General features: G+C 46.1%; 16 protein-coding genes. 9 read left to right on the top strand and 7 right to left on the bottom strand.

Annotation, left to right across the window (positions count from 1 at the left end):
• Positions 1-7 precede the first annotated feature (7 nt).
• Complete coding sequence (locus tag ACO0K8_RS01770; RefSeq protein ID WP_422944900.1) at positions 8-823, top strand: outer membrane protein assembly factor BamD; 816 nt, start codon at positions 8-10, stop codon at positions 821-823.
• 116 nt (positions 824-939) lie between these two features.
• Here the strand turns inward: ACO0K8_RS01770 and yaaA are convergent, their stop codons facing one another.
• Positions 940-1716 (bottom strand): peroxide stress protein YaaA, encoded by a 777-nt coding sequence (yaaA, locus tag ACO0K8_RS01765; RefSeq protein ID WP_422944899.1) that lies wholly within the window; start codon positions 1714-1716, stop codon positions 940-942.
• Between the two features lie 109 nt (positions 1717-1825).
• Between yaaA and ACO0K8_RS01760 the strand changes: the two genes are divergently transcribed.
• The 7 genes from ACO0K8_RS01760 (at position 1826) to ACO0K8_RS01730 (ending at position 7423) form a co-directional block, all read left to right on the top strand.
• Positions 1826-2263, top strand: a complete 438-nt coding sequence (locus ACO0K8_RS01760) for a putative toxin-antitoxin system toxin component, PIN family (RefSeq protein ID WP_422944898.1) — start codon at positions 1826-1828, stop codon at positions 2261-2263.
• A 260-nt stretch (positions 2264-2523) separates the two neighbouring features.
• Positions 2524-3270 carry a protein phosphatase CheZ gene (locus tag ACO0K8_RS01755; RefSeq protein ID WP_422944897.1) on the top strand — a complete coding sequence of 249 codons (747 nt, stop codon included), beginning with the start codon at positions 2524-2526 and terminating at the stop codon, positions 3268-3270.
• Positions 3270-5075 carry a chemotaxis protein CheA gene (locus ACO0K8_RS01750; protein ID WP_422944896.1) on the top strand — a complete coding sequence of 602 codons (1806 nt, stop codon included), beginning with the start codon at positions 3270-3272 and terminating at the stop codon, positions 5073-5075. The genes ACO0K8_RS01755 and ACO0K8_RS01750 overlap by 1 nt, the downstream gene beginning before the upstream one ends.
• A 245-nt stretch (positions 5076-5320) precedes the next feature.
• On the top strand, positions 5321-5722 hold the full coding sequence (gene msrB / locus ACO0K8_RS01745) for a peptide-methionine (R)-S-oxide reductase MsrB (RefSeq protein ID WP_422944895.1): 402 nt from the start codon (positions 5321-5323) through the stop codon (positions 5720-5722).
• Positions 5719-6336 (top strand): septation protein A, encoded by a 618-nt coding sequence (locus ACO0K8_RS01740; RefSeq protein WP_422944894.1) that lies wholly within the window; start codon positions 5719-5721, stop codon positions 6334-6336. The genes msrB and ACO0K8_RS01740 overlap by 4 nt, the downstream gene beginning before the upstream one ends.
• Entirely contained in the window at positions 6333-6608 is a 276-nt protein-coding gene (locus ACO0K8_RS01735; protein ID WP_422944893.1) for a BolA family protein, read from the top strand. Before ACO0K8_RS01740 ends, ACO0K8_RS01735 begins: the two co-directional genes overlap by 4 nt.
• A gap of 41 nt (positions 6609-6649) precedes the next feature.
• Positions 6650-7423, top strand: a complete 774-nt coding sequence (locus ACO0K8_RS01730; RefSeq protein WP_422944892.1) for a peptidylprolyl isomerase — start codon at positions 6650-6652, stop codon at positions 7421-7423.
• Positions 7424-7483: 60 nt separating this feature from the next.
• Here the strand turns inward: ACO0K8_RS01730 and ACO0K8_RS01725 are convergent, their stop codons facing one another.
• The 5 genes from ACO0K8_RS01725 to ACO0K8_RS01705 all read right to left on the bottom strand — a co-directional run bounded on the left by ACO0K8_RS01725 (position 7484) and on the right by ACO0K8_RS01705 (position 11397).
• Positions 7484-8719 (bottom strand): hypothetical protein, encoded by a 1236-nt coding sequence (locus ACO0K8_RS01725; protein WP_422944891.1) that lies wholly within the window; start codon positions 8717-8719, stop codon positions 7484-7486.
• 155 nt (positions 8720-8874) lie between these two features.
• A complete protein-coding gene (locus ACO0K8_RS01720; RefSeq protein ID WP_422944890.1) occupies positions 8875-9630 on the bottom strand; it encodes a hypothetical protein in 756 nt (251 codons plus the stop codon).
• Positions 9631-9639: 9 nt separating this feature from the next.
• Positions 9640-10236 carry a hypothetical protein gene (locus tag ACO0K8_RS01715; RefSeq protein WP_422944889.1) on the bottom strand — a complete coding sequence of 199 codons (597 nt, stop codon included), beginning with the start codon at positions 10234-10236 and terminating at the stop codon, positions 9640-9642.
• On the bottom strand, positions 10233-10511 hold the full coding sequence (locus ACO0K8_RS01710) for a DnaJ domain-containing protein (protein WP_422944888.1): 279 nt from the start codon (positions 10509-10511) through the stop codon (positions 10233-10235). Before ACO0K8_RS01710 ends, ACO0K8_RS01715 begins: the two co-directional genes overlap by 4 nt.
• Before the next feature lie 406 nt (positions 10512-10917).
• Positions 10918-11397 carry an FKBP-type peptidyl-prolyl cis-trans isomerase gene (locus ACO0K8_RS01705; RefSeq protein ID WP_422944887.1) on the bottom strand — a complete coding sequence of 160 codons (480 nt, stop codon included), beginning with the start codon at positions 11395-11397 and terminating at the stop codon, positions 10918-10920.
• A 379-nt stretch (positions 11398-11776) separates the two neighbouring features.
• Here ACO0K8_RS01705 and ACO0K8_RS01700 point away from each other — a divergent pair, with 379 nt between their 5' ends.
• Positions 11777-13804: a M13 family metallopeptidase gene (locus ACO0K8_RS01700; RefSeq protein WP_422945837.1), complete on the top strand. Its 2028-nt coding sequence runs from the start codon at positions 11777-11779 to the stop codon at positions 13802-13804.
• 215 nt (positions 13805-14019) lie between these two features.
• Here ACO0K8_RS01700 and ACO0K8_RS01695 read toward each other — a convergent pair whose 3' ends face one another.
• The gene (locus ACO0K8_RS01695) at positions 14020-16062 is read right to left on the bottom strand and encodes an ATP-dependent DNA helicase (protein WP_422944886.1); all 2043 of its coding nucleotides are present in this window, start codon (positions 16060-16062) and stop codon (positions 14020-14022) included.
• Between the last annotated feature and the right edge of the window lie 36 nt (positions 16063-16098).

Raw genomic sequence — 16098 nt, 5'->3', positions numbered from 1 at the left:
TGTTCTCATGCACACGCAAAAAAATATGCAAATTAAATCTATAAAATTGTTGGGTCTCATCTTCGCCTTGGCGCTTTCAGGTTGCGGCGCCTTTGGTGATAAAGTTGATGAGAGCAAAACATGGTCAGCTGCAAAATTATACGCTGAAGCAAAGGAAGAACTAAGTAATGGTGCTTACGAAAAAGCGGTACAGTACTTTGAAAGACTAGAATCTCGCTTTCCGTTTGGCCCTTATGCTCAACAAGCGCAGATGGAAATCGCCTACGCGCACTATAAGCAAGGCGATCAAGCGCTAGCCCTGGCAGCGGTTGAACGTTTTATCAAGCTGCACCCAAATCATGCAAACGTTGATTACATGTATTATTTACGAGGCATGATTAGTTTTAATGATCAGGTCGGATTTCTAAATTTCATCTCAAATCAAGATATCACCGAACGCGATCCCAAGGCATCACGCGATTCTTTTGATGCATTTAAACAACTAGCTATTCAATTCCCTGATAGCATTTACACACCTGATGCAATCTTACGAATGAAGTATCTAGTGAATGCATTGGCGCAATATGATGTCCATGTTGCCAAATATTACCTGCGTCGAGCTGGTTACCTTGCTGCTGCAAACCGAGCTCAATCCGCTGTAAAAGAATATCCAGACGCGCCTGCTGTTGAAGAAGCATTGTTTATTTTGGTCAAATCCTATGATGCGATGGGAATGGTCGACTTACGTGATGATGCTAATCGGGTACTCGCGAAAAACTTTCCAGAGAGTAGCTTTTTGAGCGGAAAAGCCCGTGTCAAAAGCACTTGGTGGCGATTCTGGTAATGTAAAGTGGTACAGCAACGAGATAGACTTGACTATCTCGTTGCTGTTCTTGCTGCTAATTTAGTAAGATCAAGCGGTCGACAATGCTCCAACAGATACACTGCTATTAAAACAATTTAATCAGCTAATCTTCGCTGAAAAACCCATCGGTGGGAGTCCGACTCCTCCTGACAATAAGCATAGCCTTCTGAGTCAAAACCCATTAAGTCCTCCGCCTGCGAAATGCCTTGCTGCGCGCAATAACGCGCCATCATCCCGCGAGCTCTCTTTGCGTAAAAAGAGATGATTTTATACTTCCCGTTTTTATAATCTCGGAAAATTGGTGTGATGGTTGCGGCCTCTAACAAGGCCGGCTTAACTACCTTAAAATATTCCTCGGAAGCCAAATTAATTAGAATTTTATTCTTTTGCTTCTTAAATTTTTCATTAAGGTTATTCGTTACTTTTGCGCCCCAAAAAGCATACAAGTTCCTACCCCGTTGATTTTCCAATCGACTACCCATTTCCAATCTGTATGCCTGCATCAAATCAAATGGCCTCAGCACTCCATAAAGCCCTGATAAAATATTTAGGTGATCTTGTAAATAATCGAGCGCTTTACTTTTTAGGCTAGTAATGTCCAAGCCCTCATACACATCGCCATTAAAAGCATATACTGCCTGCTTCGAATTGAGGCTACTATGCTCTCGCTCCCAACTAGAAAATCTATCTACATTTAACTGCGCAAGTGAGGGAGAAACCGCCATCATCGATTGAAGTTGAATCGGCGTTAGATTTTTTGCCACATGAATTAATTCGGAAGCATCATCCAAAAATTGAGGGATGGTGTTTTTTTTATTCTGTCGGATAGTTTCAAAATTGAGACTTTTCGCTGGAGATAAAACAATAAGCATGGTATTTTTTATTGAACTCTTAAGTTAAAACAATGATTTTTATTTTTTATATGGCCAGCGATTTTACCTCGTTAGCTGATAGAACCTTAAATCGCACTCATAAAAAATAATGACACCAACATTAGTTGTAATTGACACAAACGTTTGTCTTGATCTCTTTGTATTTAACGACCCACGTTGGGTACCGTTACTAGAGGGGCTAAAAAACGGCAATATAAAAGCTGTAACACGAGCTGACTGCCATAACGAGTGGCTAGCTGTATTGGAATATCCACACCTGCCGATTAAAACCGAACATAAAAAAAATATTATTGACATGTTCGATAAGTTCATTCAGGTTGTGGCACCACCTGAAAAATCTGTACTTTTGCCACGTTGCAGCGATAAAGACGATCAAAAATTTTTGGAGATTGCTCGTGACACGAATGCAAAAGTACTGATAACCAAAGACAAAGCACTTTTAAAATTAGCTAGAAAAATTCAAATATTGGCATCCTACTCAATACTAACGCCTGAAAAATTTCTTTCGACACTTACTCCAAATTAAGTTATGTTTTGTATTAAGCGAAATTAAATTTCTAAACTAGATAATGAGTGACAAAATTTATTGCTGAGCGTTATGCTTGTAACATTCAAGTCCTGTAGTATGATAAAAAGAAATATTAGAAACAAATAAGCTGAGAGGATTGAGCGAAATTTGTTTGATGCTGACAGATTATTACTTAATCATAATTACATTTTCAACCATCAAAGCCTGTCTTGATGAGTTCCAAATACAAACACATTGATTACGGAGGTTAACGGACTATGACCGATTCAGCAGATGATCTAGATGCGTTATTTGAAGAAATGGCGAATCAACGTGTTGAAACACCAACGGCAGCTCCGGCTCCAGCACAAACTGATACTAGTGTCAGTGAAGATCTAACTTCAAGCAAACCCTTGTTTCACAGCACAGAAGATCAATCTGCGAAGCCCATGTTTGATCGCTTGGGTGGGCTAGTTAGAATGATGCACGAGTCAATGCGCGAACTTGGCTACGATCGTTCCTTATCGGATGTCGCATCGCAAATTTCCGATGCGCAGGGACGCTTAGAATACGTTGCAACGCTGACAGAAAAAGCAGCGAACACGGTACTAAATGCCACCGATCTCGGAATGCCGGAACAAGATGTCTTAGCAAAAAATGCCAAAGATATCAATAGCCGCTGGGATAGCCTGTTTGCCGGAAATATGAGCGTCGCTGACTTTAAATTGCTAGCGACCGATTCTAAAACCTTCACGAGTACCGTGATTGAGTCTACAGACGCTGAAAAAGCACGCTTACTTGAAATAATGATGGCGCAGGACTTTCAAGATTTGACCGGCCAACTAATTAAAAAAGTATTAGCGATTACTTCTGCTGTAGAACGCGAGTTGTTCCAGATCTTATTAGACAATGCACCTTTAGAATTAAAAGAAAAAGCAATTGAGTTGATGGAAGGGCCGTCGGTTCCCAATGCTGCGCTAGAGCAGGACGATGTAGACAACCTACTTGATAGTCTGGGCTTCTAATGGAAGATATGCTCAAAGAATTTGTCGTTGAGGCACTTGACTTGGCGATAAACGTAGAAGAACACCTGCTCTCACTGGAACGTAATCCAGGAGATATGAACACACTAAATGCCGTGTTCAGATCTTTCCACACCATCAAGGGTGGAGCAGGTTTCATGAACCTTACAGCAATGGTTTCAGCTTGCCACTTAACTGAAAACTTGTTTGACGCACTTAGAACGGGGCAGTCACCAGTAACACCGATCGCAATTGAAGCCGCGCTAGAAGCAAGTGGCTTTGTTGCAGATCAACTGACCGCACTATCAAACGGTACGGATCCAAGTCAGCTGTCAACGATGCCGAAAGCGTTGGAGCAACTGCTTAATGATGCCATTGAAGGCAAAACAAGTAGCAAGAAACCAGCAGCTCCAGCCAATAAAGCGCCCGAGGTAGCGATTCCGACGAACACTTCATTGCCAGCGCAAACTGGAAGCGATGAGATTAATTGGGAAGCTTATTATCGCGCCGTGGTTCCTGAAGGAACACTTCCCGAGCAGCAAGCCTCGGCACCTACGCGCAAGGATGAACATGAGGCAGTCAAAACTTCACTCGCTAGCAATGAAGTAAAACAAAACGCTCCTGTTAAAGAAGAAAGCATACGAATTGATGCTATAAAACTCGATGTTTTACTCGAAGTAGCTGGGGAATCAGTGCAGGCAGCAAATCAGGCCGCTGTTTTATTAGAAAAACTCTTGCAGTTCAAATTTGACGGTGAAGCTGCTCCACTGATGTCGGCACTCACAGAAACGCTGACCCGTGCATCCAGGTACTCCACAGAACTGCAAAGAGCGACGCTTGCTACGCGCATGCAGCCAGTCGGACGTCTATTTCAGAAATTCCCAAGATTGATACGCGAATTAGCAAAAGATCTGGGTAAGGACGTGGACCTCAACATCTCTGGTGCTGAGACCGAAGTTGATCGAGTCGTCGTTGACAGCCTTTACGATCCGCTAGTCCACATGCTGCGTAACGCGCTTGATCATGGGATAGAAACATCCGAGGAACGTGCGCAGAGCAATAAATCGTTGCGCGCTACGATTTCTTTGAAGGCCTGGCAGGAAGCAAGCAGCGTCATGATAGAAGTAAGTGACGATGGCAAGGGCATGGATGCAAGTCGATTGCGCGACAAAGCGGTCGCTAAAGGCTTAATCAGCATCCATGAAGCGCAATCCGATGATGAGGCTTTTCAACTAGTTTTTCTACCGGGTTTCTCAACCAAGGAAGTAGCCTCTAGCGTCTCAGGGCGCGGAGTCGGTATGGATGTGGTAAAAACGGCGGTCGAAAGGCATCGTGGTGGAATACGAATTTCCTCTAAATTGGGATCTGGCACTACCTTCCTAATTCGCTTACCTATTGAACTGTCAATTATCCCGACCATGCTGGTACGCACCGATGGTGCCTCGCTTGCGCTGCCTATGTCTACCGTACAACGTGTTGTTGAGTTACCAGAAACCTTTGAAAGCGTTGGTGGCCATCCGGTACTGCGTGATTTAGGACGGCCTTTACCAGTGCGTTCTTTAGGCCGGGTACTTGGGTATGAAAAGAGTACTGAGCGCGTAGGTATCGTCATCGCGGCTCCTAACCCCTACATACTTTCAGTAGACGCAGTGGATGGCACTGCTGACTTGGTAATCAAACCGCTCACCTGCCTTACAACGCCGGGCATTACTGGCACTGCCCGCTCAGCTGAAGGCGAATTAGTCTTAGTCATTAGCTTATCATTCCTGCTTGATGGATGCCGGGTAACCGAGCGTCTTACCGCATAGACCTATACCTATGCATCACTCAATTGCTCATTTAAACATCTTGTTTAAATGAGCAATTGAGTATCCCGACAGAGTTTCCCTGATTCTGGCAAAATAGCGGCACAATCAAAGCGCTGATTTTCCTCAGATATGCCTATTCCGACCTTCCAACCTGAATCTTTCAGGTCAAAGAATGTGGTGTCTTATTTAGATGTGCACTCCCACAAAGCTGGCATAATCCATTGCAATTCTGAAATGATAAATTTATGAAAAAACTTGAAAAATCTGATGCAGAATGGCGCAACATCCTTTCGCCTATAGAGTATGAAGTGACCCGACACGCGGCGACCGAAGCGCCGTTTTCCGGGAAATTCTGCGATCACCACGAAGTCGGTACCTATACTTGCGTGTGCTGTAATACACCGTTGTTTGAATCCGATACAAAATTTGACTCTGGATGTGGCTGGCCCAGCTATTTCCGCGCCATCAATCCTGACAACGTCTTAGAAAAAATAGACCGTTCGCATAATATGACGCGCACCGAGATTTTGTGTAATATCTGTGACGCTCATTTAGGCCACAGTTTTCCTGATGGTCCACCGCCAACTGGCATCCGTTATTGCATTAATTCTGCATCCTTAAAATTTGAACCAAAAGAAACATTATGAAATTTTTGTTTGACGTATTTCCCGTTATTTTATTTTTCCTTACGTATAAATGGGGCGAAAATCATAGCGAAATAGCGCAACAACTGGCGACTCAATTCCTCTCAAATTTTGTATCTGGAGGATCCCCAAGTGCCGAACAATCTCCGATATTGCTGGCCACGGCCGTAACGATCGTTGCATCAATTGCGCAGATTTCTTTCCTTTTACTCAAAAAGAAAAAAGTCGACGCGATGCTATGGATTTCATTCTTCATTATCGCCGCCTTTGGCAGTGCAACCATTTACTTCCATAGCGAAACCTTCATCAAATGGAAGCCTACGGTCATTTATATTTGCTATGCAACTTCCTTTTTAATTGGTCAGTTTATTTTCAAGAAAAACCTCTTAAAAGCCGCCATGGGATCTCAAATTAGTATGCCTGATACTATCTGGGCTAAACTAAGTCTAATGTGGGTACTTTACTTCGTGGTCATGGCTCTGGTGAATCTGTATGTTGCATTTAACTTCCCTACCAGTACCTGGGTCAGTTACAAACTCTATTCGATCGCTACTTTGCCTGCATTTATCGTATTGCAAAGCATTTTCCTTTCAAAATATATCGAGGAACCGACATGAGTGCGCGCCTTGATCGTATTCAGACCCGCCTTGTTGAAACTTTTAAGCCGGTAAGCTGTCTACTTAACGATGACTCTGCTGCGCATGCTGGACATGCTGGAGCAGCTTCAGGCGCCGGGCACTTTAGCTTAAGAATAGTTTCGGAAAAATTTGAAGGCTTAAATCGTATTTCCCGACATCGACTAGTGTATGATGCCGTTGGCGATATGATGCACTCAGAAATTCATGCACTTGTAATCGTTGCGCTGGCGCCTTCAGAGATGCCGACCTAACCATTTTGTTTTTACTTACTTTGTTATTTTAGGAACAGATAATGACTTTTAAACCTGCTCATTTGCTGGTAGTACTTCTCGCAACCGCAATCCCTGCCATGGCGCAGAACTTAGCCATGGTCAATGGCAAGGCAATTCCATCCAGTAAGGTGGAACTGATACTCAAACAAGCTAAGGCACAAGGTCAACAAGACACGCCTCAATTGCGTGCTCAGATCAAAGATCGTCTGATAGGTATGGAAGTATTGCTGCAAGAAGCCGAAAAAACCGGTGTTGCTGCCAATTCAGAAGTAAAGACTCAGCTAGAAGTAGCGCGTCAGCAAATTCTTATTCAAGCTCTGATGCGTGAATATGTAGCAAAAAACCCTATCTCTGATGCAGACATTACGGCTGAATACAATAAAGCAAAAGCGCAAGCTGGCGACAAGGAATATCACGCTTATCATATTTTAGTTGAAAAAGAAGACGATGCAAAAGCCATCATCTCTAAACTAAAAGGCGGCGCAAAGTTTGATGAGTTGGCGAAACAATCCAAAGATACTGGATCTGCATCTAAAGGTGGAGATCTCGATTGGGCGTCACCAGCAACTTACACAAAACCATTTGCAGACGCTTTGGTTGCGCTGCAAAAAGGTCAATTCACTGAAACACCTGTAAAGACAGAATTTGGCTTTCACATCATCAAATTAGATGACGTAAGAACCGCAAAATTCCCTACACAGGAAGAAGTGAAACAACAAATTACTGAAGGCTTGCAACAACAAAAACTGCAAACCTATCAGCAAGCACTGATGAAAAAAGCAAAAATCCAGTAATAACTGTTTTTGCACCCAATAAAAAAGACGCTAAGGCGTCTTTTTTATTGGGAAAATATCTCAGCGTTTACTAGCTTTCTCGATGTGGCAATTTTCGCTTAAGAAGCGCAAAGCGCCACTATAAGTCGTATCCCAGTCATCCATTAAATAGGCTTGAGATTCCTCCACAAAATCCATCCAATCCTGCAGCAAGCCTTCTTGCTTCTCATGCGGTGCAGCGGTTTTTATCCAATTGCTCGCAAGTTCAGCATGCATGCCATCCACGCGTATTTTTTTCACTAAGGTCTTAGCGGTTTTTTCCGGCAGGCTGGTCTTAGGAGGGATTCCTGCGGTGATGCATAAAAACAGCGTCAACAAAGAATCGATATCGGTTTTACCCTTGGTCAAACGCGACCACTCTTTGGAGACCAGAGCATCGTAATCTGAGGTATCCTCGACTTCATGATCGCGGATAAAGTAGCGTTCTTTTAGCTCATACACTAATTTATCTAAAGAGATAGAGGCATCGGCAATTTTGGGCATGTCCTGAGCAATGATCTCTTGCAGCACACGTTCGGCGATGGCCTGATATTCGGAGGGAATCTCATCATGAATAGCCGCCAATTTTCCGCGTTTACGCGCACCAGCCTTGAGCTTTGCAGCTTTGGCGCGTAGCGCATCCAAAAGAGTCGCAAACTCAATTTGATTTAAGATAGAAATATCAGTCTCGCCGATGAAGCGTATCAACATCGCAGAGCGTATAACGGCGACCGCCTCTACCTCGTCGTCTTGCAACAGGCTACGTGACAAACCTAACTCTTCGCCAAACCAAAAGCCAGCTTCAATTTCCAATGCATTGATTTTTCTTTGCGCCAATGCACTTCGATAATCGGTGGTTTTTTCTTTGAGCGACCAAAACTCTAAAAAGTCCTCTACACTACCCTTTTCTTCTCTGCCAAACATCGCTATTTCAGGCATGGCAAACAGGGTTTTCAACAAACCAGAACCACCACGCGACAAGCTCAGAAAAGTGTTATCGCGAATAATTTTTGCCGCAATATCCAAATCGCCATTCGATGTCTCCAGCAAATACAGGCTAGCCAGATTGACGATGCGCTTACGGGCAGCTTCTATCTCTGGCCGTAAATATTTACTGCCAAATGCTGCCGCGATTTGCACCATACCTTTTGGTGCTTCCGCTTTGATTGCGTCTATTTTTTCATTATCAATGATGGCATGGCGTAGCCCATGTAATAACGCCGACTCAAAAAACGGACGACTATCAAGAACGGCGACATCAAAGTTAAATTCGGACATAGGGTTAAAAACGATCACAGGTGAAATGGAAGCAAAACAGAATGACGTCAATAACAATCGTTCAGCGTCAATGTTGAGATAAATAGGCCGTTCGAAAAAATGCTCCGACCAGGCGAACACAATATGGCCGGAGCAATTTTGCGGATGTCCAAATATTACAAAGCAGACTCTTCGTCGTCATCCTTATCATTACCGTCATCGGTATTTTTCGGCAATGGTTCTGCCACGCCCACCAATTCATCCAGTTCTTCCTGTGCCAAACTGGCTTGGTAAGCACGATAACGGGAACGCAGCTTCATCAATACTTCACGGAAAATTTCCGGGAGTTCGTAGCGCAACAAATAGGTCACTTCCATCCAGTCATGATCAACCACGTTGGCCATGTCCATATCTGAGGCTCTCGATTCTGTCTCGCGCGTCAGATTCAATAAATCATCATCGATGGCCTGGGTCTTGGATTCGTCACCATATTCGTACAGATCAAAGGTCGCATAGCGATAAAAATGTTCAACCATCTGAGTCCGATCCAACAGATAGTCGACCAAGGCATCGTAACCGCCTTCGACCTCGGCGATTTCGTATAAAAATTCGGCAGGGTCAGCGCCCTCGCGGAAAATCACGGAATTAATCATGCCGCGCAATTGCTCGTGCGTCAGATCGCCATAGCGTTTTTCCAGCACCACGGCCTGGGCGAACTGCTCTGGCGTCACCAGCAAATTGACCAAGGACTCTTTAGAGGCATCATATTCACGGATAATTGCCAATAAGTCCTTGGCCGGGAATTGATCCAGAGCCAACACCAAAGCCTTATCGCCTTCGGTTTCGGCTAGATTGGCGAGTGCAAATTCGGCGCCAGCGATGTCGCCAGCCATGATCAAACTTTGTGCTTGTATTAGTGCGGGTACATTCATACTATCTCCTTAATCTTTACGGTCAAAACCTTGTTCAGCGAGCCAATCTGATCCGGCCTCACCTAAATCATAATCATCGCCGTCATCGCCGTCATCGCGTCCGTGGCGGCCGTAATTGCCATCCAGATCGCCATTTTCTTTCAACTCGCTACCATCCTCGTTCTGCTCATCGCCTTCATCTTCATCGGCACTGGTCGATGGGCTGGATTGTCGCGATTGCTTGCTCTTATTCAGATATTCCAGACATGCCGCGGTTACCATGAAGGCAGCACCATCGGCATCCTTCAAAACGATCTCGCTGAGTTTTTCTGCCCAGGGTTCTAACTTCACGGTTTTTGACAACTCAGCCCAACTCGGATGTTTATTTGCTTCTTTCGAGGCTAAAGCCTCCATCACCAGGGGATTCATGAAGCGAAAGCCGGTATGAAAAGCCACTGCCAGCATCTCAGGATTACTTGCCATCATCGGCAGCAAGAAAGGCAGCTGCTCGCGCTTTTCGATTAAGCGGCCTCTTAAGATGTCTTTACCTTCTGAATCGGTACGCAGGTCATCTAACTCGGCGTTGTACACCGAGATTAAGTCTTCAAAAAATCGTGAAAATTTCACTTCAATACTCCTGATAAATAATTCGCCCAAATCTCGGTGGCGGTGTCTAGCGGTGATTCTAGTAAATTACGGCGTCGATTCTCATCATAGGCGGTACGCGCAGCGTCATCCGACAACACATCGTAGGCTTGCTTCACAGCATGAAACTTCTCCGGTGCGAGTTCAGAGGCATTCCTGTCCGGATGAAACTCGGCCGCCTTCAGCCTGAAGGCTTTCTTAACCTCGGGCAAAGTCGCGGTAACGGCAATGTCGAGTATGTGGTAATAGTCTTTCATGGACACTCGTAGTTGAGGTGCGTCGGTGGCGCTAGCTCGATTGGACTCGAAGAAGCTATAAATACGCTAAAAAAATAGCTGATTGAAAGCAAGCCGAACAACAAGAATTCAAAAGCCCGCTAGGTGCTAGATGCCCATACTATTGTGCAGCGTTGCTGCGAAACAAAATTCAGAACGAGAGCATGTAGATCATGCTTAGCAAGTAAAGCCGGCTCATCTCGCTTCTAAAATAAGGGGAGTATGCTAAAAACATAGCTGTTTGCGCAATATCTATATGCGCCTCAAATAAATACTCTGTGGGAGTATATTGCCAGCATCAAAACAGAAAGCATACAACTGCCAGCGATTATCAGTATTCCCAACGATCCAAGCAACAGCCCTCCCCCAGCCTTACTACATTTTAAAACTAGTGATCGTGTCCATGTTCGCCGTGCACATGGCCATGTGCAACTTCTTCTTCTGTCGCAGCGCGTACATCTAGTACCGTGGCTTCGAAGCGTATGCTCATGCCAGCCAGCGGATGATTGCCATCGACCGTGACACGGCCAGAATCGATTGCGGTCACGCGGAACTGAAAGGTCTCTTCAGTCTCAGGATCGCGTGTTTCAAACATCAAACCGACTTCTATATCTGGCGGAAACAGACCGATTTCTTCTTCACGCAACAGCTCGGCATCGAACTCACCAAAGGCTTCGTCCGGCGCCATGCTGACCATGACAGTCTCACCAGCCGCTTTACCTTCCAGAGCCGCTTCGACAGCAGGCAAAATATTATCGTAACCACCGTGCAGATAAACGATAGGTTCGTGGTTTTTATCAATCACTTCACCGTCCATATTGAACATGGTGTAGTTGAGAGTAACTGCGGTGTTTTGTGTAATTTTCATAGTGCGTATCTTGTGTGGCTAAATTAGCTGAGAGAAAAATAGCGCCGAACGTCATAAGAATGGCGTCTTCGCTATTTTGAACGAGACCCGTATTGTAACAGAGCTACCCAAGCTAAGCTCGGTACCTAGCCCGTGCGCATATTCAAGATATTTTTCCCGAAAATGGACAAAACAGGCGAACTCTTTGGCAGAATCTTGGTCTATCGTGGCTTAAGCAATCAGGGAAGTGCTTAAGCCACCCTAAAGTTTTAAAATAGTGCCAAGAAAAAACCGATAAGTCGTAAGAATTTACAAAAATTCAAACGAAAATAAGTAAGACCGCAATTCAACCATCAGGAGATTTTGAGTGAAAGCTACCGTTTTCAGCGCTATCGCGCTTATGTTTGCCGGCGCTACCAGCGCCTATGCAGCAGAACCCGCCAAAACAATGACCGCATCGGCCCCCTCTGTTTTATTGTCTGGGATAGAAAGTAAGCACAATGACCTTAGCGTCAAGGCGCAAGATGATTTTTATCGTCACGTCAACGGCACCTGGCTGAAAAACGAAAAAATTCCGGATGACAGATCCTCTTCTGGCGCCTTTATGGATTTGCGCGAAGCCACTATCCCACAGCTGCAAACACTGATCGAAGGCCTGACTAAGCAACATGCCAAGCATGGTTCTGACGCGCAAAAAATCGCCGACATGTATGCCAGTTATATGGACACCGCCAAAATCGAAGCTTTGGGGCTAAAGCCTCTGGATGCTGATTTCGCTAAAGTAGCGGCACTCAAAGACAAAAACCAAATCCCTGCTTTCATCGCTTACCTGAATTTTATTAGCGTAGGCGCACCGTTTGATATCGGCGTGCATCAAGATAATAAAGATTCGACCAAATACGTACTCGATGTAGGCCAATCTGGTCTGGGCATGCCTGACCGCGATTACTACCTCAACAACGAAGATGCCAAGCTGAAAGACGCTCGTGCTAAATACCTGACTCATATAGAAAAAATGCTGAGCATGGCTGGCGACAAGAATGCCGCCAAAACTGCTGCCGATATCCTGGCATTGGAAACAGAACTGGCCAAAGTACAATGGACCAAGGTTGAATTGCGCGACCCTATCAAGGCTTACAATAAAATCGAGTTGACTAAACTAGATGCCTTAACCCCAGGCTTTGACTGGAATGCCTATTTAAGCACGCTGGGCGTACAGAATAAGCTGGACTCATTGATGGTGAGTCAACCTAGTTACCTGACCGGTTTCAATAAAGTTTTGCAAGAGACTTCACTCGATACCTGGAAAGCCTATTTCAAATGGAACTTGCTCAGCTCCAGCGCCAGCCAGTTACCAAAAGCGTATAGCGATGAACATTTCGCTTTCTTCAATACGACTTTGCAAGGTACCCCAGTACAAGAGCCACGTTGGAAGCGCGGCGTGCGCCTGGCCGACTCCAGCTTAGGTGAAAGCCTGGGCAAGATGTATGTTGCCAAGCATTTCCCGGCTCAAAACAAAGAGAAGATGGAAAAATTGGTTGGTAATCTTTTGCTGGCCTACAAGCAAAGCATAGACACGCTCGACTGGATGAGCCCAGAGACCAAAAAAGAAGCCCAGACTAAACTGTCGACCTTCATGCCTAAGATAGGTTATCCAAACAAATGGAAAGACTATTCTGCTCTGAATATCAACAAGGGCGACACCGTCGGCAATCTGCGCAATGCGCGCAAATTCGCCAGCCAGGTCGAATTGAACAAGTTGGGCAAGCCTATTGATAGAGCCGAATGGGGTATGACACCACAGACGGTGAATGCTTATTACAACCCTGAGATGAACGAAATCGTGTTCCCTGCGGCGATTTTGCAAGCACCGTTCTTTGATGCCAAAGCCGACGATGCAGTCAACTACGGCGGCATCGGGGCTGTCATTGGCCATGAAATCAGCCATGGTTTTGATGACCAAGGCGCGCAATACGATGAAAAAGGCAATCTGCGCGACTGGTGGACCAAAGAAGATCACGAGAAGTTTGCCGTAAAAACTGCCGCGCTGGTCAAGCAATACAGTGCCTTTAGTCCTATACCTGGCTACACCGTCAACGGCGAATTAACCCTCGGTGAGAACATCGCCGACAACTCCGGTCTGGCGATTGCTTACAAGGCGTATAAATTGTCTTTAGGCGGCAAGCCTGCACCAGTGATTGCAGGTCTGACTGGCGATCAACGTTTCTTCATGGGTTTTGCCCAAGTTTGGCGCGGCAAAATGCGCGATGCCACTATGATCGTGCGCCTGAAAACTGATCCGCACTCCCCTGGCGAAATCCGCGCCAATGGCACCCTCAGAAATATGCCAGGATTCTACGAGTCGTATGGCGTCAAAGAAGGCGACAAGATGTATCTGGCACCACAAGAGCGCGTCTCGATCTGGTAATTTCAGTCCCGCGCCTTAGGCTCGAACAACAACAAAAAAGCGCACTGAATTAATTCAGTGCGCTTTTTTTCGTTTGCAACAGCGGGCTTGAGCAGGATCGCCAAGCAGCCTTAAAAAAAATTCGACAAAAACAGATACTCCCCTAATTTTTACTAAAAATAAGCGGATTACGCATATGATTCCTGCGCAAGAAAAAAATACCCACCCCAGTATAATTATTTAGAAGCTGGCTCGCCCGACTTTGGCAATTTTAGATCCGCAAAGAAAGTCAGCACAGGAGCCAGCTCGCGGGTTCTGGCAAACGCCGGCAAGCTTTGCCAGATACGCTTGCCATACGGCTTGGAAATTAAACGCGGATCGCAAATCATCAAGACCCCTTTGTCGGTCTCATCGCGTATCAAGCGTCCTGCCCCCTGCTTAAGGTTGATGATAGCCTCGGGTAGCTGATGATGCACAAAACCGTTTAACCCCTTCTTTTCCATGGCCTCGATACGCGCAGCCAGTACCGGATCGTCGGGCGGTGCAAACGGCAATTTATCGATGATCACCAGGGACAGCGCATCGCCACGCACATCGACCCCCTCCCAAAAACTTTGGCTGCCGATCAGCACGCCATTACCGGCATTGCGAAACCGTTCCAGCAATTCGGTACGCCCGGCGTCACCTTGGACGAACAGAGGAAAAGGCAAATCACGCTTCTGAAACTCGTCGCGCAGGCGCTCGGCACAATGTTTGACTGCTTTAATCGTGGTGCACAACAAAAATGTACGCCCACCGGCCGCCTCTATCACCGGCAAGGCGGCATCTACCACCGCATCGGTGTAGTCACGCGAATTCGGTAGCGGCATGCCGCTAGGCACATACAGCAAGCCTTGTTCTTGATAATTAAACGGACTAGGCCAGGTCTTAGCTGGCTCATCCCACAATCCCATCTGCGAGACATAATGGGTAAAGTCATTTTTAACCGCCATCGTGGCAGAAGTAAAAATCCAGGTACGCGGCACGCCTTCACGCTGCTTGTTAAAAATAGGCGCAATCGACAAAGGTGTTTTGTGCAATTGCAGTGAGGTTGAATAGGCCTCCACCCACAATACACATTCAGGCTTACCTGCCGACTCCTTCTTGGACAGATCGAGCTCACGCCAGTCATGCAACTGGGTCGAAAGCGCAATCGCCCTGACCCTGCATTGCTCCAGAGTCTCGGCGCGTTCGGCTTGTTTCTCGAGCACCGCGATCATCGCATCCATATGGACTTTGAGAGTTTCCAGCGCCGGAAAAAATGGGCTAGATGGCGCGATTTGCAGTATCGACAAACGGATACTATCTTGCGGGAACGTCAGGCGTAAATCACGTGCCGCGCGCTCTACCGGCGCCACCAAATTGGCCCACTCGGCGCCATCGCGTGCATGCGACAAACCCTCGGCCAACACATCGCGACTGAGTTCGAGGATCTGCGAAGTAGATACGGTTTCACCAAAAAACAAAGTCGCCGTATCTGGTAATTGATGCGCCTCATCGAAGATCACGGTGTTGGCCGATGGCAGTAATTCGGCGATGCCAGTATCTTTGAGCGCAAGGTCGGCAAAAAATAGATGATGATTCACCACCACCACATCGGCTTGCTGCGCTTCTTTGCGCGCCTTCATGACAAAACAATCCTGATAATACTGGCACTCGGACCCCATACAAGTGTCTTTGGTCGAGGTCACCAGATTCCACACTGGAGCCGTCTCCGGCACTCTTGCCAGCTCGGCCTTGTCGCCAGTACTGGTCGTTTTCATGAAACGTGAAATATCGCGCAGATAACCAACATCTTCACGCGACGTTAAACGCCCATTTTGCAAAGTGCGCTCTAAATGAAAATGACATAGATAGTTGGCACGCCCCTTCAGCAGAGCCACCGAGACTGGCGCTTTCAAGACTTTTTTAATGGTAGGAATATCATGCAAAAACAATTGGTCTTGCAAGTTCTTGGTTCCGGTAGAGATGATCACTTTGCCGCCCCATAACAAGGCTGGCGTCAGGTAGGCATAGGTTTTACCGGTGCCGGTACCGGCTTCCGCCAATAAAGTGCTCTGCCCAGCAATCGCAGCGGCAATCGCCTTAGCCATCTCGGTTTGCGCCTCTCGTGGGCGGTAACCTTTGATGGAGGCGCTCAGGGCGCCACTCAATCCAAATAGTCGTTCGACTTCTTCATCATGAACACCCGGCGCGGTCTGATCATTGTTCGGATTTTGTTTTTGGTCAATTTCAGTCAAAATAGGCAGGCAATCAAATGCAACTAGATGTAATAG

The sequence above is a fragment of the Undibacterium sp. Ren11W genome, from assembly GCF_049340485.1.
Classification (GTDB): domain Bacteria; phylum Pseudomonadota; class Gammaproteobacteria; order Burkholderiales; family Burkholderiaceae_D; genus Undibacterium.
This window is presented reverse-complemented; position numbering and strand designations above follow the sequence as displayed.

What these genes read in the sequence shown, in the direction of transcription:
- ACO0K8_RS01770 (WP_422944900.1), top strand. Translation starts at nt 8, where the DNA reads ATGCACACGCAAAAAAATATGCAAATTAAATCTATAAAATTGTTGGGT.
- yaaA (WP_422944899.1), bottom strand. Translation starts at nt 1,716, where the DNA reads ATGCTTATTGTTTTATCTCCAGCGAAAAGTCTCAATTTTGAAACTATC.
- ACO0K8_RS01760 (WP_422944898.1), top strand. Translation starts at nt 1,826, where the DNA reads ATGACACCAACATTAGTTGTAATTGACACAAACGTTTGTCTTGATCTC.
- ACO0K8_RS01755 (WP_422944897.1), top strand. Translation starts at nt 2,524, where the DNA reads ATGACCGATTCAGCAGATGATCTAGATGCGTTATTTGAAGAAATGGCG.
- ACO0K8_RS01750 (WP_422944896.1), top strand. Translation starts at nt 3,270, where the DNA reads ATGGAAGATATGCTCAAAGAATTTGTCGTTGAGGCACTTGACTTGGCG.
- msrB (WP_422944895.1), top strand. Translation starts at nt 5,321, where the DNA reads ATGAAAAAACTTGAAAAATCTGATGCAGAATGGCGCAACATCCTTTCG.
- ACO0K8_RS01740 (WP_422944894.1), top strand. Translation starts at nt 5,719, where the DNA reads ATGAAATTTTTGTTTGACGTATTTCCCGTTATTTTATTTTTCCTTACG.
- ACO0K8_RS01735 (WP_422944893.1), top strand. Translation starts at nt 6,333, where the DNA reads ATGAGTGCGCGCCTTGATCGTATTCAGACCCGCCTTGTTGAAACTTTT.
- ACO0K8_RS01730 (WP_422944892.1), top strand. Translation starts at nt 6,650, where the DNA reads ATGACTTTTAAACCTGCTCATTTGCTGGTAGTACTTCTCGCAACCGCA.
- ACO0K8_RS01725 (WP_422944891.1), bottom strand. Translation starts at nt 8,719, where the DNA reads ATGTCCGAATTTAACTTTGATGTCGCCGTTCTTGATAGTCGTCCGTTT.
- ACO0K8_RS01720 (WP_422944890.1), bottom strand. Translation starts at nt 9,630, where the DNA reads ATGAATGTACCCGCACTAATACAAGCACAAAGTTTGATCATGGCTGGC.
- ACO0K8_RS01710 (WP_422944888.1), bottom strand. Translation starts at nt 10,511, where the DNA reads ATGAAAGACTATTACCACATACTCGACATTGCCGTTACCGCGACTTTG.
- ACO0K8_RS01705 (WP_422944887.1), bottom strand. Translation starts at nt 11,397, where the DNA reads ATGAAAATTACACAAAACACCGCAGTTACTCTCAACTACACCATGTTC.
- ACO0K8_RS01700 (WP_422945837.1), top strand. Translation starts at nt 11,777, where the DNA reads ATGTTTGCCGGCGCTACCAGCGCCTATGCAGCAGAACCCGCCAAAACA.